The sequence below is a fragment of the Paenibacillus sp. JJ1683 genome, from assembly GCF_053006485.1.
In genome coordinates this window covers 1,690,881-1,714,139 of the sequence record NZ_CM129820.1, presented here as the reverse complement: position 1 = coordinate 1,714,139, position 23,259 = coordinate 1,690,881, and the positions used below count along the sequence as shown (strand labels likewise).

Annotated in this window: 23 protein-coding genes and 1 riboswitch; of the genes, 3 read left to right on the top strand and 20 right to left on the bottom strand. The window is 46.1% G+C overall.

The features are described 5' to 3' along the window. Positions 1–159: 159 nt before the first annotated feature. The 3 genes from ACUC6J_RS07380 to metA form a co-directional block, all read right to left on the bottom strand. On the bottom strand, positions 160–1,338 hold the full coding sequence (locus ACUC6J_RS07380; protein ID WP_016820518.1) for an aminotransferase class I/II-fold pyridoxal phosphate-dependent enzyme: 1,179 nt from the start codon (positions 1,336–1,338) through the stop codon (positions 160–162). Then, entirely contained in the window at positions 1,335–2,519 is a 1,185-nt protein-coding gene (locus ACUC6J_RS07375; RefSeq protein ID WP_016820519.1) for a PLP-dependent transferase, read from the bottom strand. The genes ACUC6J_RS07380 and ACUC6J_RS07375 overlap by 4 nt, the downstream gene beginning before the upstream one ends. A 124-nt stretch (positions 2,520–2,643) precedes the next feature. Beyond that, complete coding sequence (gene metA / locus ACUC6J_RS07370; RefSeq protein ID WP_016820520.1) at positions 2,644–3,561, bottom strand: homoserine O-acetyltransferase MetA; 918 nt, start codon at positions 3,559–3,561, stop codon at positions 2,644–2,646. 117 nt (positions 3,562–3,678) lie between these two features. Beyond that, a riboswitch (SAM riboswitch) is annotated at positions 3,679–3,805 on the bottom strand. 550 nt (positions 3,806–4,355) lie between these two features. Between metA and corA the strand changes: the two genes are divergently transcribed. Then, positions 4,356–5,291, top strand: coding sequence for a magnesium/cobalt transporter CorA (gene corA, locus ACUC6J_RS07365; RefSeq protein ID WP_013370115.1), 936 nt, complete (start codon positions 4,356–4,358; stop codon positions 5,289–5,291). Between the two features lie 121 nt (positions 5,292–5,412). Here corA and ACUC6J_RS07360 read toward each other — a convergent pair whose 3' ends face one another. The 12 genes from ACUC6J_RS07360 to ACUC6J_RS07305 form a co-directional block, all read right to left on the bottom strand. Continuing rightward, positions 5,413–6,420 carry an HRDC domain-containing protein gene (locus ACUC6J_RS07360; RefSeq protein ID WP_447249991.1) on the bottom strand — a complete coding sequence of 336 codons (1,008 nt, stop codon included), beginning with the start codon at positions 6,418–6,420 and terminating at the stop codon, positions 5,413–5,415. 164 nt (positions 6,421–6,584) lie between these two features. After that, the gene (locus ACUC6J_RS07355) at positions 6,585–7,463 is read right to left on the bottom strand and encodes an ROK family protein (RefSeq protein ID WP_031463162.1); all 879 of its coding nucleotides are present in this window, start codon (positions 7,461–7,463) and stop codon (positions 6,585–6,587) included. A gap of 217 nt (positions 7,464–7,680) precedes the next feature. Next, the gene (locus ACUC6J_RS07350) at positions 7,681–8,577 is read right to left on the bottom strand and encodes a 5'-3' exonuclease (protein ID WP_016820523.1); all 897 of its coding nucleotides are present in this window, start codon (positions 8,575–8,577) and stop codon (positions 7,681–7,683) included. 72 nt (positions 8,578–8,649) lie between these two features. Continuing rightward, entirely contained in the window at positions 8,650–9,015 is a 366-nt protein-coding gene (locus tag ACUC6J_RS07345) for an arsenate reductase family protein (RefSeq protein WP_019686701.1), read from the bottom strand. Between the two features lie 42 nt (positions 9,016–9,057). Next, a complete protein-coding gene (locus ACUC6J_RS07340; protein WP_447250289.1) occupies positions 9,058–10,014 on the bottom strand; it encodes an RluA family pseudouridine synthase in 957 nt (318 codons plus the stop codon). Between the two features lie 21 nt (positions 10,015–10,035). After that, on the bottom strand, positions 10,036–10,599 hold the full coding sequence (locus ACUC6J_RS07335) for a cob(I)yrinic acid a,c-diamide adenosyltransferase (protein ID WP_016820526.1): 564 nt from the start codon (positions 10,597–10,599) through the stop codon (positions 10,036–10,038). Between the two features lie 18 nt (positions 10,600–10,617). After that, positions 10,618–11,187: a hypothetical protein gene (locus tag ACUC6J_RS07330; RefSeq protein ID WP_016820527.1), complete on the bottom strand. Its 570-nt coding sequence runs from the start codon at positions 11,185–11,187 to the stop codon at positions 10,618–10,620. Positions 11,188–11,287: 100 nt separating this feature from the next. Continuing rightward, the gene (locus ACUC6J_RS07325) at positions 11,288–11,494 is read right to left on the bottom strand and encodes an aspartyl-phosphate phosphatase Spo0E family protein (RefSeq protein WP_016820528.1); all 207 of its coding nucleotides are present in this window, start codon (positions 11,492–11,494) and stop codon (positions 11,288–11,290) included. Positions 11,495–11,608: 114 nt separating this feature from the next. Then, the gene (locus ACUC6J_RS07320) at positions 11,609–12,820 is read right to left on the bottom strand and encodes an aminotransferase class I/II-fold pyridoxal phosphate-dependent enzyme (protein ID WP_016820529.1); all 1,212 of its coding nucleotides are present in this window, start codon (positions 12,818–12,820) and stop codon (positions 11,609–11,611) included. A 12-nt stretch (positions 12,821–12,832) separates the two neighbouring features. Beyond that, on the bottom strand, positions 12,833–13,333 hold the full coding sequence (locus ACUC6J_RS07315; protein ID WP_016820530.1) for an Lrp/AsnC family transcriptional regulator: 501 nt from the start codon (positions 13,331–13,333) through the stop codon (positions 12,833–12,835). Between the two features lie 143 nt (positions 13,334–13,476). Next, entirely contained in the window at positions 13,477–13,860 is a 384-nt protein-coding gene (locus ACUC6J_RS07310) for a spore coat protein (RefSeq protein ID WP_016820531.1), read from the bottom strand. 25 nt (positions 13,861–13,885) lie between these two features. Continuing rightward, entirely contained in the window at positions 13,886–14,122 is a 237-nt protein-coding gene (locus ACUC6J_RS07305) for a hypothetical protein (protein WP_016820532.1), read from the bottom strand. 115 nt (positions 14,123–14,237) lie between these two features. On the opposite strand from ACUC6J_RS07305, the gene ACUC6J_RS07300 reads away from it, so the two are divergent. Further along, complete coding sequence (locus tag ACUC6J_RS07300; protein WP_330720176.1) at positions 14,238–15,476, top strand: NAD(P)/FAD-dependent oxidoreductase; 1,239 nt, start codon at positions 14,238–14,240, stop codon at positions 15,474–15,476. Positions 15,477–15,546: 70 nt separating this feature from the next. Here the strand turns inward: ACUC6J_RS07300 and ACUC6J_RS07295 are convergent, their stop codons facing one another. The 4 genes from ACUC6J_RS07295 to ACUC6J_RS07280 all read right to left on the bottom strand — a co-directional run bounded on the left by ACUC6J_RS07295 (position 15,547) and on the right by ACUC6J_RS07280 (position 20,515). After that, a complete protein-coding gene (locus ACUC6J_RS07295; protein ID WP_263560101.1) occupies positions 15,547–16,800 on the bottom strand; it encodes an MFS transporter in 1,254 nt (417 codons plus the stop codon). Positions 16,801–16,916: 116 nt separating this feature from the next. Further along, complete coding sequence (locus ACUC6J_RS07290; protein WP_126666754.1) at positions 16,917–17,624, bottom strand: hypothetical protein; 708 nt, start codon at positions 17,622–17,624, stop codon at positions 16,917–16,919. Between the two features lie 55 nt (positions 17,625–17,679). Beyond that, on the bottom strand, positions 17,680–18,093 hold the full coding sequence (locus ACUC6J_RS07285; protein ID WP_014599569.1) for a DUF350 domain-containing protein: 414 nt from the start codon (positions 18,091–18,093) through the stop codon (positions 17,680–17,682). A gap of 52 nt (positions 18,094–18,145) precedes the next feature. Beyond that, complete coding sequence (locus tag ACUC6J_RS07280; protein WP_044785881.1) at positions 18,146–20,515, bottom strand: endonuclease MutS2; 2,370 nt, start codon at positions 20,513–20,515, stop codon at positions 18,146–18,148. 153 nt (positions 20,516–20,668) lie between these two features. Between ACUC6J_RS07280 and ACUC6J_RS07275 the strand changes: the two genes are divergently transcribed. After that, entirely contained in the window at positions 20,669–21,028 is a 360-nt protein-coding gene (locus tag ACUC6J_RS07275) for a phage holin family protein (RefSeq protein WP_016820537.1), read from the top strand. Between the two features lie 149 nt (positions 21,029–21,177). On the opposite strand, the gene ACUC6J_RS07270 is transcribed toward ACUC6J_RS07275, so the two are convergent. Continuing rightward, on the bottom strand, positions 21,178–23,202 hold the full coding sequence (locus ACUC6J_RS07270) for a cell division protein ZapA (RefSeq protein WP_447249990.1): 2,025 nt from the start codon (positions 23,200–23,202) through the stop codon (positions 21,178–21,180). Positions 23,203–23,259 lie beyond the last annotated feature (57 nt).

Genomic DNA, 23,259 nt, shown 5'->3' with positions numbered 1-23,259 from the left:
GGAACCATACTTAGACTGAAAAGTGCCTTTTTTCACACTGTCTATCATGTCTTTCATATAGAAAACAGCAAGTCTCCTGAATACCGGAAACCTGCTGCTTAGGGCTGTACCTATTTGCTTCCTTCGTATAACGTTGAGATGCTATGGGCGTCTAACATTCTAGCTCAGCGCCTCATCCAGATCACGGATCAGGTCATCAATGTCCTCCAGACCTACGGAGAAACGAAGTAGTCCGTCTGTAATCCCGCGCTCCAACCGTACACTTTGCGGCATTGCCGCATGTGACATCATTGCTGGGTACGACAAAATACTTTCCACAGCTCCCAGACTCACCGCCACAATGGGAATACGTACGCGACTGAGGACCTCTTTTGCACGTTCACCCGAACCCACATCAAACGATATCACTGCACCATAACCGCTCGATTGACTCTCATGAATCACACGCCCTGGATGATTTTCCAGGCCCGGATAGTATACCGCTTCAATGTCATTGCGCTCGTTTAGCCAATTGGCAAGCTTAGCTGCACTTTTTTCGCTGTGAGCCATACGCGCCTCCAGTGTCTTCATACCACGCATGAGCAGCCAAGACTCTTGCGGTGCCAGCACAGTACCTAATCCATTTTGAAGCTGCTTGATTTGTCTCCCCAACGATTCGGTACGAGCTACCGCAAGCCCTGCCAGTACGTCGCTGTGTCCACCCAAAAACTTGGTCGCACTGTGCAATACAATATCGACTCCCTGCTCAATCGGACGTTGATAATAAGGTGTCATAAAAGTATTATCCAACAACGTCAAAAGTCCATTATCCCTAGCCCAAGAGGTTATTCCAGCTACATTGGTAATTTTGAGGGTCGGATTAGATGGGGTTTCCATATACACAGCCCTTGTATTTTCCTGCAACGCCTCTTTCACAAGGTTGAGATCCGTCATGTCAACGAAGGTCGTTTCGATATTCATCCGTTTCAAGATGGAGGTCAGCAGTCGATATGTTCCTCCATATACGTCCTCCGAAACAATGACATGATCACCAGCGGATAAGAGCATAAATGTAGTGGAGATAGCAGCCATACCTGATGCAAAGGCAAAACCACAAGCTCCACCTTCTAATAAGGCGATATAATCTTCCAATGCTTGTCGTGTCGGATTACCTGATCGGCTATAATCATGCTGTGGAGGATTAAAAATATCATGATGGTGAAAGGTCGAAGCTTGATAGATCGGGACACTTGATGCCCCTGTAACACTATCAATTTCAGAGCCAAAATGCAGCAGCTTGGTTGCGAATTTCCGCCCTTTGTCCAGATCCTCTCCGATCTTCCTCGCATCCTCTATCATTGCTGCTCCCCTCCTTCTACTTCTTGACGTGCCGCTTCCAGTGCCGAACGCAAATCTTCAATCAGGTCATCTGTATGCTCGATACCTACGGAGAAACGAAGCAACCTGTCATCTACCCCGACTGCATCCCGAATTTCTGCCGGTATGTCCGCATGTGTCTGCACAGCAGGATAGGTCATTAGCGATTCCACACCGCCTAGACTTTCGGCAAACGCAATAAGCTTAATATGACGAAGCAAAGGCTCCACATAGCGAGCATCCTTTACTTTGAAAGAGAAAATACCCGTGTTTCCGCTGGATTGTTTATTTTGTATCTCACGACCTGGATGGCCCTCAAGCGCCGGGTAAAATACTTCCGCCACTGCTGGATGCGTCAGTAAATAATTAGACAACACCGTAGCATTATGCTCATGTCGATCCATACGTAGCGCTAACGTTTTCATCCCCTTCATCAACTGATAGCAGTCGCTTGGGGAAAGCACGGCCCCTATGGAATTGTGCAGGAAGGAAATTTCAGCTGACAGCTCTTTTCCTTTGCTTACAATCAACCCTGCCAGCACATCGTTGTGTCCGCCCAAATATTTGGTTGCGCTATGTACCACAATATCCGCACCTAGTTCCAATGGCCGCTGGAAATATGGTGTTAGCAGCGTATTATCTACAATAGTAAGCAACTCATGTTGTGATGCCCATGTAGCCACCGCTTGAATATCAGTAATCATCATTAACGGATTGGTAGGCGTTTCTATGAATACGGCTTTGGTATTCGGTCGACATGACTGTTGGAGTGCTTCGAGATCGTTTGTATCCACATAAGTTGCGGTCACACCAAATTTGGATAAAATACGCTCTAGCAAACGATAGGTCCCGCCATAAAGATCCAGCGATACAATGAGGTGGTCTCCCTGTCCAAACAAAGCAAATACCGTTTGCAGCGCTGCCATACCTGAGCTGCAAGCAAAGCCTGCATCACCAGATTCAAGTGCAGCAGCAGCCTCTTCCAGTACCTTTCGCGTGGGATTAATCGTCCGAATGTAATCAAACCCTGTGCTTTGACCCAGACGGGGATGGCGGAACGCCGTAGATTGGTAAATCGGGTAATTAACAGCCCCGGTTACTGGCTCCTCTACTGAACCGATTTGTGCCAATCTGCTTTCGATTCTCCACTGCTTATCACTCATATGAATCCTCCTGTTCACTTCCATAGTAGGTGCTATAACATATGCTGCAAAAATGGATGTCCAAGACTATACTGCTGCGCTACTGCAAGGTGGTACTGTATAAGGGTAAACTACAAGCCCATTTTTAAATCTGAGGTCCGATATCATAAGGTGTTTCTTGGTATACATAATAGTTAAGCCAATTTGAAAATAATAAATTGGCATGAGCCCGCCAGATCGAGGGCGGTATGCGTCCAGGATCATCATTAGGATAATAATTTTTGGGGACGTCAATATCCAGTCCTTTGGCTATATCGCGATCGTATTCCCATTTCAGCGAAAGTGGGTCATATTCAGAATGCCCTGTTACAAAAATTTGTTTACCATCAAGCGTGGCTACCAGGTACACTCCAGCTTCCTCGGATTCGGATAAAACTTCTAATTCGGCAATATGGTCAATATCTTCCCGCCGAACCTCGGTATGCCGAGAGTGGGGAGCATAAAACAGTTCATCAAAGCCGCGTAGCAGTTTCACTTTAGGTTTAATAACGGTGTGTGGGAATACCCCAAAGCATTTGGTATCGAGCCCGTATTTCGGAACATTGAAATGATGGTATAAGCCTGCCTGTGAGGCCCAACAGATATGCATGGTCGAAGTAACATTTGTTTTCGTCCACTCAAAGATTTGCCGGATCTCCTCCCAGTAGGTCACATCCTCAAACTCAAGTTGTTCTACGGGGGCTCCTGTAATAATCATGCCGTCAAAACGACTGTTCTTGATCTCATCAAACGTTTTATAAAACATGTTCAAATATTCTTGCGATGTATTTTTAGATACATGTGACTTCATATGCACCAACGTGACATCCACTTGTAACGGCGTATTGCCGACCAGACGCAACAGTTGGGTTTCCGTTGTTTCCTTCGTAGGCATCAAATTCAAAATGGCGATGCGCAACGGACGAATATCCTGATGATAAGCCAGGCTTTCGTCCATTACGAAAATATTTTCGCCCTCCAGTACTTCCTTAGCAGGCAGTGTATCTGGAATTTTAATCGGCATGTAAACTCACTCCTTGATCGGTAAGTTGTGCGAAAATCGTCTGGTAGAGATGCCGGGCATATAATAAAAAGACCTTTCTCGGTTAGAGAAAGGTCATATTTGTATCCATATGCGCCTCTCTCATCTGTCAGGGCTACGCTTCTTTGTACAAAGCGCGAGTCCTGCAAGAATTAGCACCGTGCGATAAAAATCGCCGGTTGCCGGGTATCATCGGGCTAGTCCCTCCACCTGCTCTTGATAAGATTTCGCTATATTCATTTTGGGTTCACAAAGTTCTTGTTGTTCACTTTAATGCATCGGCTGGGCTTCGTCAAGATGGACTTGTAAATTTGTGCCCTGCATTCACATTTTGTCTACCTTTTCCATAGGTTAAATCATATCCCCCCCTTTCGCAGAAGCTCATATGACTGCTGTTGATTTAGCCCATGATTTTGCCCTTGAAAGGCCGTAGGCCGAGCGTTATACTATACAAGTGCTAATAGGCAAAAATACGGTGCAACAGTGTAGATTAGAGTGTTTTCTTCGATACTGTGGCAACCTAAAAAAGAACATATGTGAGGTGAATCCGGAATGGAAGGCGACCCGAGTCCGAATAGGCGGCGATCCCTGAACAACAGCATAGGAATGACTTCAGCTTGCCGAAAGACGGGACGCCAGGCTCCGCATGCTCCAAAAGCCTTCTGCTTTTGATGGTATGCACGCTTACCCGCACCGGCTAACTGGCTAACTGAGTCCATTCCTTATGCTTAAGGTAAACGTATTTCCGTTACGACGGAGCATAAGGAGTGACATATATGAAAATCCGTTTGGTTAACAACGGGGTTTTTACCCCTGTCGAAGAAATTGAAATGGCGCTCACTGCACCGGCAGAAGGCTTTTATTGGATTGATGCCGATGTCGAGGATCTGACAGTGCTTCAGCCCTTATTTTCTATGCATGATCTTGCAGTAGAAGACTGTTTGAGTGAAGAAGAACAGCGTCCAAAGATTGAAATTTATGAAAGCCATTATTTTATCGTTGTAAATAGTATTCGTTTTGATGATGAAGAAATATTTTTGCGTGCTTTGAACATTTTTCTCGGCCGCCATTTTATCATTACGGTGACCAAGCAGAAAATCAATGAGCTTCGTACTCTCAAGCCTATGCTGTGGGAGCAGGAAGTTAGCCAGCCTGACCGTTTTATGTATCTGTTGGTCGATTTGATCGTTGATAACTATTTTCTGGTTGGTGACCGGATTGAAGTTCGTATTGAAAAGCTGGAAGAAGACATTCTAATGCATACGAAAAAGTCGCACTTGAACGAAATCATCGGATTGCGCAGTGAAATTCTATGGCTAAAAAAAGTGCTCGGCCCACAAAAGGAAGTCATCAATACCCTGAACAAACGGGATTTGCGGCTTATCGACGATCAACTACAAAAATATTTTAGCGACATTTATGAAAATGCTGTGAAAATTTCGGAGACTTTCGAAACTTATCGCGACTTGATGGGGAACCTTAGAGAAGCTTATCAGTCAAGTATCGCCAACCGTGCTAATGAAATCATGCGTGTGTTTACCGCCATTACAACTGTATTTATGCCGTTGACGGTCATTACCGGAATATATGGGATGAACTTTGATAATATGCCTGAGCTTCATACACGTTATGGTTATTTTGTCGTCATTGGGATTATGGTGGCACTAGGTGTCAGTATGTTCTGTATTTTCCGCAAGAAAGATTGGGTTTGAATTATTTCGGTTTTCAAGCTTGGTCATCAAAAGCAGCAGCCGATTCCTATAAGGAACTCGCTGCTGCTTTTTTTATGTTGCACCTTATTTTTACTTTAGGACACTTTCAATCGTCTCTATATTATCCAACATGTCGGTCAGGTATCTCCTGATGGCGGAACCGTATACGAATCAGTCGCAGTCGCTCATAAATTTGATCCAGCCCTGCTTCCGTCGCTTTTTCTTCTCCATACACTTTTAGCATAATGGGCTTGAGCAGCGTATCTCCCAACTCTGCATAAGCAGACCAGATGGCTGCCTGCTCCTCCTCTGATACATGTGCCAATTCCTTGCGGATCAGCTTCTCCATATCCATTCCATCCCTATCCAAATGCTCCACAGCTTCAATCATTTCTCGACGGTGCAAGCCTGTCTTCATTCCGATATGCTCCAGTGAAAGACCGTCCGAAATGCCTTCGATAATCGCTCTAGTCAGGCTAAACTTATTCAGTTCCTGTCTGTACTGGTTTTCTTTTTGCTTGTACAGCCATGACAAAAAAACTTCTTCTTCAAGTGTCTCTGTTACCCAGTTCAGCGGAAAGGGCGTGGTCCGATCATTTTGTTTCGTTATAGCCAATAGCTCCGTCCCATATTGCGACACCTTACCCAGGCCCATACCAGGTAGTTCTAACAATTCTTCTTCGGTATGAGGAAGATAGACGCTGATGAGTCGAAGTAGTCGATTCGTAGCGATAAAATAAGGTGCTTTTCGCTCAGTTGCTGCCTTTTGCCGTCTCCACATTGTTAATTGTTCATACACCTCATCACGCGGAAACAAATCACTATAGCAATACAGCTTTTGTAGCGTTTGTCCACGTCCTGATGATCCTTCTTGCTCATGAAAAACGCCATGAATTAGAGGCCTGTAGCCCTCAGCCATCTTGAGTGCCAGCTCATGACGGTATACATGCAGTAATTCCTGCCACAAACTGCCTTCATACCAAAGGTCGTCTATACTTTCATCTGGTACATGATGTGTGCTCCAGCCTGCACTCCATCCCCCTTCATGTTGTCCGATCCATACCTGCGCAAAGTCCTCACAGCCCTGTTCATTCCGTTTGGACAAGCGATTTAAAAATACAATCTCCATGGTTCTTCCTCCCTCATAAGGTTAAAATGACTGACTCGCACAATACACAACGCAAAAAAAGCACCTATCCTGCGTATTCGCAAGAAAGGTGCTTCCCTTTTTGATCCGTACTATGCTGTTGCCTATATGATAACCGGACCTTGGAGTACCGTCAACCATAAATTCTAAGAATTCAGCTTTTCCTTGGCCAAAGCCAGAGCACCGCACAATCCAGCATTGTCACCCAAGCCCGGAGATACGATATATTGCTCAATTTCTGTAGTCAGACTCGGATGCTGTACGTACCCATTTAAAAGTTGTTGAAGCTTGGTACGAATGAGCGGGAACAATTGATCCTGCTTCATTACTCCGCCGCCCATAATAATTTTTTGCGGTGACAGGATTAATACATAGCTCATTAAAGCCTGGGCCAGATAATGCGCCTCCATTTCCCAGGCCGGGTGATCCACAGAAAGCTCATGCCCTTTAACCTTCCATCTTTTTTCGAGTGCTGGCCCCGCTGCCAGTCCTTCCAGACAATCTCCATGATATGGACATGTGCCCTCATAGTGATCTTCTGGATGACGACGTACCAAAATATGTCCCATTTCCGGGTGGGATAATCCATGTACCAGCTTTCCGCCAACCAAAGCACCCGCTCCGATGCCTGTACCTATTGTAATATACAGACAGTTGTCCAATCCTTTAGCCGCACCCCAAATGGACTCACCCAGTGCTGCTCCATTCACATCCGTGTCAAACCCCATAGGTACATCGAAATGCTCCTTCAGTTTGCCAATCAGATTATAATTTCCCCAATGCGGCTTTGGCGTTGTTGTAATATAACCATATGTATCACTGCCTTCGATAGGATCAATCGGTCCGAATGAGCCTACACCCAGCGCTTCAATCCCCTTGCCTTCAAAAAATGCAATGACATTCTCCATGGTTTCTGCTGGAGTCGTTGTTGGAAAGCTTGCTCTTTCCAATACTTCTCCTCGTTCATTTCCAATTCCACATACAAATTTGGTACCGCCTGCCTCAATTGCTCCCAATACTGTCATAGCTGCTGTAATCCCCTCTCCATGATCTCTCTCCATTATATTCACCTGAAACGAGCCTAAGGTCAATCCCCTTATCACAATTGTATAAAATCCTTCACATGGTTATATACCTAAGCTGAGTTAGTTGTATACAAATAAGGACACTAACGCACCAAGCGCCAGCATCCCTATATAACTTAGTCCACCTGAAATGCACAGCACAAGCCTAACAGCTTCATTATGATCCGGTTGCGACACCCATCAACGTACACAAGCTCTTCATTTCAAGCTGCTCAAACTTATCGACAATTTGCACGTGATCCAGCGTCAACAGACAGCTGTCTAAAGCACACGCAACAGGCACATCACAGTGAATTTTAGCAAGTTTGCGTGAAAGATGCAGCATATCCAAATCACTCTCGATCTTTTTACGAACCGATGGAGTCAATTGATCCAGATTTTCCAGAATGCCTTCAATGGAGTCGTACTCCTGCACCAGCTTGAGGGCAGTTTTCTCACCGATTCCGCGTACTCCCGGGTAATTGTCACTTGCATCACCCATCAAGCCTTTGAGGTCGACCACTTGGCTTGGCTTAAGCCCTTTTTCTGACAGCAGGGTCTCCGGGGTATATACCATATAATTTCCATGCCCTTTTTTCATAATAATGACCCGTGTCCGCTCATCTACCAATTGAAGTAAATCATGATCTCCCGAGAGAATCATGACATCCATATCCTCATTTTGCGAATAATGACGTGCGAGCGTACCGATACAATCATCCGCTTCAAAGCCTTCCGCCCCAATGTTGGGAATGCCGAGGCTGTCCGTCACTTCACGGATCAAAGTAAATTGAGGAATCAAATCATCTGGCGCGTCGGCACGGTTGCCCTTATACGCAGCAAAATGTTCCCCACGGAATGTCGTTCCACCCATATCCCAGCAGCAAATGACATGTGTAGGATTAAAGGTTTGAACTGCATCCCAAAAATATCGAATAAAACCATATATGGCGTTCGTTGGTACTCCAGCTTTTGTACGACGGATATAACCGTTTGCAGCGGTTGCATAATAAGCACGAAAAAGCAGGGCCATGCCGTCAACCAGCATTACGGATTGTTCATTGCGTTGTGTCACAGATTGTATTGCTCCCATTCATCATAATATTTAACCCTCACAGTATAACATAATGTGGGGGTAAATTGGGCTTTACTGAGCTCCCCATGTCCCCTCAAATGTTTCCTCTTTGAATCCTACCGTTACTTTATTCCCGTCAGTTACAATCGGGCGTTTAATTAATCTTCCATTCGAGGACAAAAGCGAAATTTGCTCTTCACGGCTCATGTCTCCAAGCTTATCTTTCAGCTTTAACTCTTTGTATACTTCACCGCTCGTATTGAAAAACTTTTTCAGTTCCAGCCCGCTTTTTTTAATCAAGTCTTCCAATTCCTCCGGGCCGGGCGGTTGTTCAAAAATAGGAATCAGTTCCGTCTCATGCCCCTTGTTTTGCAGCCATTTCACTGCATTACGACAGGTGCTGCATTTAGAATACTGGTATACTTTCAGTTGGCTCATCGCTAGATTAACCTCCATTTGGTTTCAATCTTTGTTGAATATTTATTCTGGATATTGAGCCCTTAACAGCTCTTGCATTCCGATCATATCATCCGGTAGAGGAGCACAAAACGACATTCGCTCCCCGGTCACAGGGTGCACCAAGGATAATTCTGAAGCATGCAGGGCTTGTCGAGGCATCCTGGCATCAAGCTGATCATATCGCTCACGTTGCACAGCGTCATCGGGTGTAATCCGGTACATTTTGTCTCCGATTAACGGGCATCCGATATATGTCATGTGAACCCGAATTTGGTGCGTACGTCCGGATTCCAATTTTAGACCGATGCGGCTTCCTTCTCTCCATACTTCCTCCAGCTTATATAGCGTAAGGGCAGGATAACCATCTGGAGTCACCATACGCAAATGCGGATTATCCGGGTTGCGGTCAATCGGTCCGTCCACCCTGCCTTCCTGCTGCTCAGGGCGCCCATGCACCAAAGCTGTATAGCGCTTGTCCACCGTTCCCGCAATCATCTGTTCGGAAATATGCTGGTGTACATACGGATTTTTAGCTACAACCAGCACGCCCGTCGTCTCCTGATCAAGACGATGAACAGGACGAAACCGAAACATCTCTCCCTTGATCTGCCAATAATGCACAACCCCGTTCGCCAGCGTTCCTGTGTAATGACCGTGAGTCGGATGGACAATCATCCCCGCCGCCTTGTTCACTACTAACAGATGTTCATCCTCAAACAAAATCTCAAAAGGAATGGGTTCCGGTAAAATATCATCGGAACGCTCGCGCTCCATGCGGATCTCTACTCGATCCCCGGACTTCACCTTTACGCTGATATACACACGTATCCCGTTCAGCATGATCCCCTGTTCGGTCAGCTTGAGTTTGGATATGAGCTTGCGAGAAATGTTCATACGTTTTTGTAGAATGGTCTTCAGCAGCATGCCCTCCTCCTCAGGAGGGATCATATATACGATAGGTTCATAGTACAAGCTCATCACAAATTCCCGATTGCCTCCTTATTTGCGGAACACTTTTTTGCTGCGAACATATTCGACATCAGGTACACCCTGACGTACATTCGCAGTGCGAGCCACAACAAAGAAATAATCGGACAGGCGGTTCAAATACCGACGTACCGCAGGATTGATATCTGTGTGCTTACCTAGTGTAACAGCACGGCGTTCCGCACGTCGGCAAACCGTGCGGCAAACATGAAGCGTCGAAGATAATGTACTGCCTCCCGGGATAATAAAGCGCTCCACCTTCGGGTTTTCCTCCTGGCATGCATCAATCCAGCCTTCCAGCCGCTCTGCCAGCTCGTCTTTGACCTTATATTTACTTTCACTGATTTTAACAAACGCCAAATCTGAACCACAATCGAACAGCTCCTGCTGTATTTCCTCCAATTGAGTCCGAATGTCCGCAAACTTTTCCCCTTCGGCAAAGCTGATCGCTTGTCCTACAAAGCTGTTCAGCTCGTCAATGGTACCGTACGCCTCCACACGGTCGTCATCTTTAGACACTCGACCGCCGATCACAGAAGTTTGACCTTCATCACCTGTTCTGGTATAAATCCCCATACTTTTTCATCCCCTTTATCATTCTGTGAGTGCTTTCAGCACCTTGATGGCTTCTTCCTTATTGCTTGTGCGTGGCGGTACGGTAGCAAATAATGTGTTTGAGTTATATTTTAGGTCCTTAAACATCTTCATCTGCTCCACCGGAATTCCGAACAAATGAGTTTCCTTGATGACATCCGTTCCTTCTTCCCCTTGCTCCTTTTTCTTAAATACGCCGCCTTCGAATACACCCCGGGCATATGTCTTCTTGTCAAAGGCATCATCTAAGGGTAGATTCGAACCATTTTGTCCATACAACTTCATGTCCTCTTCCGGCAAAAGAAACAAATCATGTTCTCCGGCCGCATATTCTACGACCAGCTTCTGCTGATTATACAGTGGGCTGACTGAAATCTCGATTGTCGGAGCCTGTTCGCCCAGCTTATCCTTAAGCTTTTGTGCCAGCTCGTCACGAATGACTGAAGCATCCCCTTTATCCATAATAAATATGGAGAAGCTGTCCTTGTCTCGCCCCCCACATCCAGCCAATAGTACAAGTGCTATGATTCCGATGATCCATGGCGATAGCCTTTTTAGCCCTGCTTTCATCTGTACGCCCCCTCTTCCATGCCACTAATATATCATAAGTTGTGAACGCAAAAAAAGAAGGCCCTGCGGCCTTCTTCGTAGCTATGGTGACTTCACACAGTTACACTCTGCATTCCGTACCGTACAGCTTCATGTATTCATTGATTTTCAAATCTAGTTTGCAGCTAATCTCGATGACAAGATCAGAGGTCAAGGACTGCTCTTCCTGAAACGTCCGCATCATCTCATTGCGCAGGAACAAAATTTCATCTTCCAGGGAAATGTCGTATCCTATTGAACTCGGCGAATTATATCCAACATATGACATGAGCACTCCTCCTGTAATTGAAAAATTGAACTTCCTGCTTCCGATTTCAAATTATAGCATAGAAATTTAGAAATAAAAGACTATTTTCTATGAATTACCCATAAAAAAATAAATTTAACCTTCTTTTTTCACTTTTTCTACAAAATGACCAATTCGATCCAGAGCTTCCGTCAGCTGAGTGACAGAAGTCGCATATGAGCAACGAAGATACCCTTCGCCTCCCAAACCAAACACATTGCCCGGTACAGCCGCAACTTTGGCCTCTGCCAGTAGGCGCTGTGCAAATTCATCCGAGCTGAGGCCTGTGCTTTGAATACTCGGGAAAACGTAAAAAGCCCCTCTTGGCTCGTGGCATTCCAGACCAATGTCACGGAATCCCTCAACCATTAGACGACGACGCTGATTATAGGCTTCTACCATTCGATCTTTTTCACCCATACCATTTCGCAAGCCTTCCAAGGCTGCAACTTGGCCCATAGAGGGCGCACACATGACGGTGTACTGATGGATTTTGAGCATAGCAGCAATCAAATCAGGATGCCCGCAAGTATATCCAATACGCCAGCCAGTCATAGCGAAGGCTTTGGAAAAACCACTGACGAGAATCGTACGATCCATCATACCTGGTACCGAAGCAAAGCTGACGTGCTTATCGCCATAATTCAATTCGGCATAGATTTCATCAGAGATGACGATCAAATCATGTTTTTCCACGATTTCTGCAATCGGAAGCCAATCTTCATAAGTCATCGTAGCACCGGTCGGGTTGCTCGGATAGCATAAAATTAGCACCTTGGATTTAGGTGTAATTTTGGCCTCCAGCGCCTCAGCCGTCAGCTTAAACTCGTCCTTGGCAAACGTTTCAATGCCGACCGGAATCCCGCCTCCAATCGAAGTGATTGGAGAATAGGAGATGTAACACGGCTCAGGCACAAGAATTTCATCACCAGGTACAATTAAGGCACGCAACGCAAGATCAATCGCCTCGCTACCTCCAACTGTTACGATAATCTCATTTTTAGGATCATAGCGGACGTCAAATTGCTCATTCAGATACTCACTAATCGCTTCACGCAGTTCTGGCGTTCCCGCATTAGATGTATAGCTGGTGAAGCCTCGCTCCAATGAATAGACACAGGCTTCCCGCATGTGCCAAGGGGTTGTAAAATCGGGTTCGCCTACCCCCAGGGTAATAATGTCCTTGTTACCACCCACCAGGTCAAAAAACTTACGAATACCCGATGATGGGATCTCGCGTACCAATGGGGATAAATAAGAACTCATGGCTTTGTTGCTGTCGGTAAATGCTTCTGTTTTGAGATTCATCATGATCTTCCTTTACGGCGAAATCATCAGACGATTATCTTCCTCATGGTCCTCAAAGATAATTCCGTCCTGCTTGTATTTTTTAAGCGTAAAATTAGTCTTGGTAGACAAAACCGAGTCAATAGGCGACAATTTCTCCGACACAAAATTAGCGACTTCACGGAGGTTTCGGCCCTCCACCTCTACCAGCAAGTCATATGCTCCGGACATGAGATAAACAGATTTAACTTGCGGATACAAATAAATCCGCTCTGCAATCCCTTCAAATCCTCTTCCACGCTCAGGTGTAATCTGTACTTCAATCAAAGCGGTAACCTTTTCGTCATCAACTTTGTCCCAATTGACTACAGCGGCGTACTTGACAATCACATGTTGATCTTCGAGCTCTTTAATTGAGGTGCGTACATCCTGCTCGTCAACCCCCAGCAAAGTAGCCAACAAAGTCGGTGTTCTTCTTGCATCTTCTTTTAACAATTCCAGTACTTTTAATTTCAATTCATTCAGCTCTGTCATTCTACATAAGGCCTCCATCGAAAGAGATTACTATACATCATACAATACGCACTTTAAACCTGCAAAGAAAAACCGTCCTCCCCGGTAAACCCGGCAGACGGACGGCTGTTATGGGAAATTGCTTCAAAAACGGAAAATCCCGTTTACATATAATAAGGGTTACTTTGGTGAGTAGACTGGCCTTGATGCATAGGCTGGCCATATGCTCTGGCGGATGATGACTTCTGCTGAATGAACTGTTGGCATTCCTGTTGGGTCTTGCGAGCTTCTTGAATCTGTTTGTCCAAATCAATGCGCAGTGCTTTCGTTGGGGCGGCGTACATATTGTTCTGGCTCATTAGATGATACAAATCACCTTGCATACGCAATGTATCATTCGTAAGGTCGGTGAACATCTGACGCACAGACGGACAATTGGATTCTGTCGTCGCTGTTGTGTACTCGCGTACTGTACGTTTCATATCAGCAAGAATGCTATAGAGCAAATCTTCTTCGGGCATAAATGACATATTGTTTTGTGAATACATCCTGTCAAACCTCCTTTTGTAGTAATTACTGCTGCGGTTGCATAGGAGCAAGCTGTTGATGTTGTTGAAGAGCATTGAAAAGTACATTCAAGTGGTGCTCATGAGTTTTCGCCAGTTGCAAACAGGCTTGTTGAATGGCAGGCTGCTGAATAGACGCCGCTGTTGCCGCACATTGTTTTAACAGGAGTTCCTCATTGGAAATGGAGTCAACGATGTACTCCAGTTCTTTGCCTGACAAGGGTTGCATGTTCATAGATTGCATAGTCTTTTTGTCCCTCCTTAAATGTTTTGTTGCACGCTGGTTATCTTGTCCGTTTGGCGAAATACTATGTACACATAAGAGATACTACATATTGCCTATGGGGAGTGCTATTTATATGGAATTAATAAGCGGGAATACGTATTGGCCGAGTACCTTGGAGCAAACGCTGGATTTTCCTCCTTTAGCTGAGGATATAAATTGTGATGTACTAATCATCGGCGGCGGGATGGGCGGATCCATCTGCTCCCGGTTATTAGGAGAACGACAGGTTGACACTGTACTTATTGACAAGCGAAGGCTGGTACATGGAAGTTCTTCAGCCAATACTGGATTGCTGCAATATAGCAATGACAAGACTTTAACCTCTTTTATTAACACGTTTGGCGAGACCAACGGCGTACTGTTTTACCGTATGTGTAGGGATGCTCTGAATCAGCTAGATCAACTGGCTGCCACACTGGACAGAGACCCTTCCTTTATTCGCCGCAGCAGCCTGTACTACGCAAGTACTGCAGAGGATGTGCAGGTGCTGCAGGAAGAATATAAACAGTTAACCCGTTTTGGATTTCCAGTGGAATACTGGGATGAGCAACAGGTTGCTGCCCGATTTCCATTTCGAAAACCAGCAGCCTTGTATACGCACGAAGATGCCGAGGTTAATCCATTTTTGTTTGCCCAGGGACTGCTGCAATCTGCCAGCCGTCTCGGTGTTCGCTTATATGAGCATACAGAAGCTAAGCATTTTGAATTCAAAGAGAATGAGGTCGTTTGTCATGCCAATGGCCGGATGATCCGTGCAAAAAAAGTTGTTTTTGCAACAGGTTATGAAACTCAAGAGATTAAAACAGATCGCGGAGCCGTGCTAGAAAGCTCTTACGCTATCGCCACCAATCCAATCGGAGAGGCGCCTTTATGGCATGAACAGTGTCTGATCTGGGAAACTGCTCGTCCTTATCTATATATGCGCTCAACACAGGAAGGGCGCATCATCATTGGTGGTTTGGATGAACCTGTACTGGTTGCCAAGCAGCGCGAAATCAGGCTGTTGCACCAACAGCACAAGCTGCTGCAAGCACTACAGGAACATTTTCCCGGTGTCCCCTTTCAAATCGATTATGCTTGGGCGGCTGTATTCGGCTCTTCTCACGACGGCTTGCCGTATATTGGTCCACATCCGCGTTTTCCTAACTGCTACTTTTTGGAGGGTTACGGGGGAAATGGGACGGTTACGAGCATGGTGGCCGCACAGCTATTGGCTGATGAACTGACGGGCACACACCGACCTGAAATGGAGCTTTTTTCTCTGACCCGTCCCACCAAACCCTCGCCTGAGACAACAGAACCGATGATTTAAATGTGATACAAAAAGACCTCCTTTTCCTATATCAACGGATTTGGAGGCTCTTTTGTATTGAATTTTTCAATTATTCGGTTTGCTTGTGCAAGCGTCGTGCATGGGAATGAGACTTGCTTTGCTTCGTTTTTTGTTCCATTTTCAGCACACTTCGCATAAAAACCCATCCAATCACTGGCATTAATGCCAGCCCAATCAACAACCAGATCATCGCTGTAGGAGCCTTGCTGATACTTAGGACACCCAAGAAAATGAGTGTTCCTGTCAACCGACCTATCATTAAGCATAATTCGCGCAGTACAACCAGTTCCACTCTCTGATTAGCATCTCCTTCACTCGTACCCATTAGATCAAAGCTCGCAGAGATCATAGGAATTAAATACAAGGGCATGAACAAAGCGGTGCCAATCCCCATAATCAGCAGCGTGCTATACTCCATACGCCACAATAATGGTAAAAGCGCGATCACCAACAGCACGGCACCCAACAACATACCAGCCGAGCGATAGTGTGGCTTGAGCCATTTTCCGACAGCCCAAAAGCTGAAAAATGAAACCCCCGATGTAATAAGTGAAAACTGTGCTAGCTTCCATTCCTGTTGAGTAACTACATACACGAGCAGCGTAATCAGGAAAGCAAACACTCCCTCACGGATGCCCTGTGTAACAAGTGATAACGACAACGGACGCCACATACTTCCTTTTTGTGACAAACGCTGCTTAGGCTCTTTCCAATTGTACTTTCCTGTCGGTTTACGCTTGCGAAGAAAGAAACTTAGCACCACTCCTACGACATAAAAGGCCAAAGAAATACTGAATATCACGCGATAACCCGCGTCATCCTCCATACGCGCAATAATCCAACCAGAGAGCCAAGGACCCACTATACCGGAAAACGAGCCCAGCAGACCCACCCATCCGTTAAAATGATCACGGCTTGCCTGATCCGTGACTTCGAAAAAAATGACATTAAACGCTAGCCAAAATAAACCTAAGGCTGCACCCAACAACATTCCGAGCGGCCATATGTAGTTTACAGCCTGCGGTCCTGTATACAACACGATGAGATAAAATAAGCCGGACAATGCGGTTCCCACGCGCAGGGCATTCATTTTATTATGTTCCTTGACCCACTTTCCAGCTACCCAGACCATAATTCCCAGCGCAATTTGTTGACTGACATTAAACCAGCCGATCATCGCGTAATCCTGCCTGCTTTTCCACAAATACACATTAAGAAATGTGCCGGACAATGCTGCTGCAAACACAAACAATCCATTCAAGCTTAATAGCAGAATGGATTGTCCGTTCAGGTTTGATTTCAATGCAGTTCCCCCTAACGGAAAAATCACCAATCAGCTTATTACGAGTCAGCTTGTTCAAAGATTTCTTTGATTTAACATGCCCGTATTGAGCTTGGACCTATCCGGGGAATTGCCATTTAATTATTGGAAAAACCGCTGAGCTTCTCCAGCATTCGCAGTCGGTCATTCTCTGACAAAGTCTGCTGAACATGGAAGCAGCTAGGACACACATAAACATTCAAGACGAACGGCAAGTCCAGAACAGGTTTGCCGAGCACCGGAGACATCGATGGTTCGAAGCCCTCTCTGGTTACGGTTTGCGAACCCGCATGCAGCATATACTCTCCACATTGGGAACATTCAAGAACCTCATCTTGTCTGTCGAGTAATTGTTCAGCACCTTGCTCATAAGCCATTAGATCCGCACCGCTTTCTTCGAATTTTTGTAAAGTATGCAGCACAGGCAGCTTATGAAGCTCATTATCCTGCAATAACGGTGCATCAGCTGGCTTTTCAGATACGATTTCATCCTCTGCCTCGTATAAAATATCCTGCTCCTCATCATCGCCGAGCTGAATACTTAATGTACGATAACCCTTGAGGTCTTCTTTTCCATGAGCGCCGAGCGCCGGACTTACAGAAACCGCATGATCGTGTGTCGCATCTTCATGCCCATCCGTATGTCTGTGAACAGATGGAGAAACTGACTCAGACTCCTCTTCGTCATCGGCTATGTCTGAGTATCCTTTCAGATCATTATGGCAATAAGGACACTCTTCTTCAGGTCCTAATTCTTCATCCCAAATAATTTCCATGTTACACCATGGACAAATAGTCATTTCCAAGCTTTATCATCCTTCCGTTCCGATGCGTATACCAAGCTTTAGTATACAGGATGTGTCAAGTTACACTCGCACCAATCACATACGATAACGATATTGAAATAATCATAGAGAACAAGCCGACCGCACGGTTATCTTCTTTAATCTCTTGATCGATAGAAAATACCGGTGTCAGAAATTCAAAAAGAAAGTACGCCGCAAGTAGCAGTAAAAAACCAACGAATGACCAGATCATCGTATCATATACGCTGGATTTAGCCTCCATCGCAAAGCGGAGCACGTTGCAAATACCAAACATTTTCCCACCCGTTGCCATGGCTACCGAAACATTGCCTCGCTTGATCTCTTCCCAACATTTATAACGGGTTACCAGCTCAAAGCAGGACAAAAATACAATCAACTCCAGCACCGCCACGGAGAAATAACCCAGCATCATCCCCAACGGATGTGATAGCAATTCATCAATCGCCATCTTCACCTCGTCCCTCCCGTTCTACCAAGCGTTCTCGGTCAGCAACCCATATCTATTCCAATTCAGCAACCGTTACACCCGTGCCGCCTTCATTGTAGTTACCGATACGGTAGCTTTTCACATGCTTATGCTTGCGAAGGTACTCCTGAATACCAGTTCTCAGGACCCCCGTACCTTTGCCGTGAATAATGTATACCTGACCCAGATTGGCTAAAAACGCTTCATCCATGAAGCGGTCCACTTCCATCAGCGCTTCCTCCACGTTTGCCCCCCGAAGGTCAAGTTCACTTCGCACGTTATCATCCCGTGTCCGCTTAACGCCAGTCACTGGCTTTTGGACCTTTGGAGTAGTCGTTGGGGCTGGTTGCAGCAGCTCCAGATCATCCAGACTAACCTTCATTTTCATGATACCCAGTTGAACGATAGCTTCCTTGCTGCCAGTTAGTTCAACCACATGGCCTTTTTTATTCAGACTGTGAACGGATACTTCATCGCCAGCCATGATGGAACGAGTACGCGGAGTCGCCGGACGTTTGACTGTACTTTTCTTACGTTGTTTCGGTTCTGCTTCATCCAGTTCTCTACGCGCTGCAATCAGCTTGTGCTCCTTAACCGAGGCTCCCTCTTCCTGAGCCAATTTACGCAAATCCGTAATGATTTTCTCTGCTTCACTACGAGCCTTATCCACGAGAACTCTTGCTTCGTCTTCGGCCTTTTCTAGCATACGGTCCCGTTGTGACTCCAGCTTATCCAGCTCGGTCTGATGACGTGTACGCAATACTTCCATTTCCTTACGCAGTTGCTCTGCTTTTTCCCGTTCTTGCTCAGCGGTCAAACGGTTCTGCTCCAGTGACGCAATCATGTGCTCGACGCGCTGGTCTTCTTCGGTTACCTCACCACGGGCATAGTCTAATATACGTCCTGGTAATCCCAATCGCTCGGCAATAGCAAAAGCGTTACTTCGCCCAGGAACACCAACCAGAAGGCGGTAAGTCGGGCTTAATGTAGCAACATCAAACTCCATACTTGCATTAATAATTCCTTTGCGCTCATAGGCATACGCCTTCAATTCACTATAGTGAGTCGTCGCCACCATGCGGCAACCCAGAGCATGTATATGCTCCAGAATAGATACAGCCAGGGCTGAACCTTCTGCCGGGTCCGTTCCTGCTCCCACTTCGTCAAGCAATACAAGACTTTTGGGTGTCATATTTTTCAAGATGCTAATAATATTGGTCATGTGACTGGAAAATGTACTCAAGTTTTGCTCAATGCTCTGCTCGTCACCAATATCGGCATAGATTGCATCAAACACGCAGAGCTGGCTTTCATCCTCAACAGGCACAAACAGTCCAGACATCGCCATCAAGCTTAGCAGACCTATCGTTTTCAGGGTAACGGTTTTCCCCCCTGTGTTCGGTCCGGTAACGATAATGGAGGTATACGAATTACCCAGTTCCACATCTATGGGAACGACCTGTTCCAACGGAATTAGAGGGTGTCTACCCTTTTTCAGCTTCAAGTACCCGCGATCATTCATTAAGGGAAGCGTTGCCTTCATTTCACGAGCGAGACGAGCTTTCGCAAAAATAAAATCAAGATTGCCTAAAATATCCACATCATACAGCAACATATCCGCTTGTTCTGCGACAAGTGCGGTCAGCTTTTGTAAAATGACTTCAATTTCACGCTCTTCTCTCAGCCTGGTTTCCCTCAGCTTGTTGTTCATGGCCACGATGGATTCTGGCTCGATAAACAAGGTTGCGCCAGAGCCGGATTGATCATGCACAATTCCGCCAAAATAAGAACGGTATTCGGCCTTGACCGGGATGACAAAACGATCTCCACGAATCGTAATCAACTGATCCTGAAGCATTTTGGACACAGTTGAGGAACGAATCATGGAATCCAGCTTTTCACGAATACGCACTTCACCGGAGCGCAGTTCCCGGCGAATTTGTGAAAGCTCTGTACTGGCAGAATCCAGTACCTCTGCATTTTCGTCAATACAGCCTTTAATGGAGTTTTCCAAACTTCTTTGTTCCGAAAGTTGCTCACTCCAATACAGCAATGTTTCAACCGGATTTTCCTCATGCAAACTTGTTACATACACCTGTATACGGCGTGCAGCTTGAACCGTTGTCCGAATACCATGTAACTCCTGCGGACTTAACGTTCCTCCAATACGGGCACGCTTCACCGTAGGAGTGATATCCACCACTCCGTTAAATGAAGGCACTCCTTTCAGCCGATCAGCAGCATAGGCCTCATCCGTACCTTTCAGCAATTTCTTGATATGCTCCAAATCATCGCTGGGCTGTAATCGAAGGGCTGTCTGTTGTCCCGTTGCCGTTTGGGCATAGTGACTTAGTTTATTTAGAATTTTTTGATATTCAAGGGTTTTAAAAATTTTAGAGTCCAACTTCACTGCTCCTTTCACTTATATCTATATTATACCGAAAGCAGCAAACTTACGCTATTTGCCAACTCTGCTTTACACATAAGAAAGCTCTTCATGCCACACACTAACCTTTGTCTAACCCTGTTAATTCAAAAAAACAAAGGAGGTTATTCCGTGAGCATTCTTGGGCACATTGTACGTTTCATCGTTGCCGCTCTGGTTCTGATGGTCGTAAGCTGGATCGTTCCCGGATTTAGTGTAGGCGGCTTTTGGAGTGCGCTGATCCTTGCCATTGTCATTGCCTTGATTGGCTATATCGTCGAGGCGATATTTGGTCGACGCGTTTCTCCATTTGGACGCGGTATCGTTGGTTTTCTAGTGAGCGCTCTGGTTATCTGGGTCGCTCAATATGTCGTGGCCCATGTTAGTGTTTCGATTATGGGCGCATTGCTCGCTGCATTGGTTATCGGGATTATCGATCTCTTCATTCCGGTATCGACACCATTTGAAGCCGGGCGCAAGGAAGGGAAATAATTTCGGCAAACACTTCCAGCATAGCTGTCCCGAAGCAGATTCATCTGCCAAAGGACAGCTTTTTGTCATTTATACTTCTTAGCGATACCATAAACAAACAATCCCCGGCCATGAGCAGCCGGGGATTGCCTTACATTTATAATCCGTATCTACTGATCCTGTTCGATAAGCTCAATCCATTCATTATACTCGGTTTGAAGCTTGGTGTATTCTTCCTTTAGTTGACGCAATTCTGTTGAAATCTTCTCTGCATTTTCTCGGTCTACGTCCTGTTGTACTTGTAGTAAACGAAGCTGATGAGCCGCCATTTCATATTTTTGACCTACTTCATCTAACTCAGACTGCAAGGCCATGCGTTCCTGCTCTATGGACTGCTGTTCTGCCTTTGCGGTGTTGGCAGCTTCAACCGCGGAACGAATCTCCTCCTGAAGCTGTTCTTTTTGTTCAATCGTTACCGCTATTTCCCGTTCCCAAGAAGCAAATTCTTCCTTGCGGGCAGCATCTTCAGCTTCCAAACGTTCCGCTTCAGCCTTCAACTGATCGTATTTAAGCTGCCATTCCACAGAGGCCTTCTCAGCACGTTCCAATTCACTTTGCCGGTCATGATTTTCCTGCTGGAGTTGCTTAATATGTTGCTCCAGCTGTCCAGCTCGGCTCTTCATGCTTCCATATTGATCCTGAAGCGATTGATACGCCTTCGCACTCTCTTGCTCTCGGACTTGGGCTTTCTCAAGCTCGTCCTGAACACGAATCAGCTCAGGCGACAGCTCCTTGATTTTCGCTTCAAGTTGAACCAGCCGTTGCTGTTGTGAAGCATATTTATCATTAGCAGCCTCAACCTCAGCCACAGTCTGCTGTAGTTGTTCCTCTGTCGCTTCCTTCTGTTCACGCGCTTCCAGCAGGGAAAGCTCCAACTCATCGGCTGCCAACTGACGTTCTTCTGCAAGCTTCTTCCATGCCTTCTCACTTTCAGCCAGCGTAGCCAGCTCGCTTTGCAGCTTGCGAGAAGATACATGAGCTTGCTCCAGCAGCTTCTGCATCCGGCGCTGCTCTTCCTCCAGCTTAGCCGCCTGCTGCTGCGTAGCCTTGGCTTCATTCACCAACTGATCATATCTGCTTTGCAGTTCTTCACGCGCAAGCGTGTTTGCCTGCTCCCGCTCTGTTGCCGCCTGTTGCTGTGCTTGTAGCTGAGCCTCCAGCTCGGACTGTTGTTGCTCCAATGCTGCAGCTTGCTCTTGAGCCTTCTCCAGACGAGAAGAAAGCTCTGCATTTCCTGCTTGTACTTGTTCTAATTGCTTCTGAAGCTCCTCCATCCGAATCTCCTGCTCCAGTGCAGCTTCTTCAGCACGTTTCTGCGCTTCCTCATACTGAAGCTTTTCCTCATTTAGAGCCAATTCAGCCTGTTTACGTTCCTGCTCCAACTGCTCATTCAGCCCGGAGCACTTGATCTGCCATTCGCTTATCTTCTGGCTATGCTCTTGCTGCAAAGTAGATCGCAAATTGTCCAGCTCTATACGTTTTCGCTCCTGATGAGCCTTTTCCGCAGCGGAAAGCTTAGCTTCAGCCTGTTTAGCCGCTTCGGCTATTTCCTTCTTCAACTGCTCTTCTGTCTGCCGGACACGCGCATTTGCAGCCTCTTGCTGCTCTTTCAGCTTACGAGAAGCTTCTTGACGAGATTCCTCCAATTCACGCTTAGCTTGTTTTTGTGCATTTTCAAGTTCAGCCGCTTTTTTCTCCTGCTGTTCAAGCTTTGCCCTTAGTTCGGCAATTTCCTTGGCTGATGTAGATTCGGTCTCCACCAGTTTCTTCTGCGTCGTTTCTTTTTCTTCCCTCAATTGAACAAGGGCTTGGTGCATATCTGTATTTTTCTGCTGTTGTTCCCCTAGAGCCGTCTGGAGTTGGGCCAGATCTCCCCGGAGCTCCGCCCGTTCCGCTGCCAAGCGGTTCATATGGCTCTGAATCTCCTGAATTTGTACAGCTTCTTCAGCCATATGAACCGCAGCCAGCACGGCAATTCGGGGCATATCCAGACGCGAATGTGCTTGAGAAATGCTGTGCATACGTTCATCTACGTAATTAGCAACCTGCTTCATATAATCGCTATTACTGCCGACAAGTTTATAAGAAGTACCGTAGATCTCTACAGTGACGCGAGTACGATCTGGTGTAGTCACAATTATGCCCTCCTTCAATACTACTGTATGTTGATTCTAAGGTGTGTCCGGTACTAG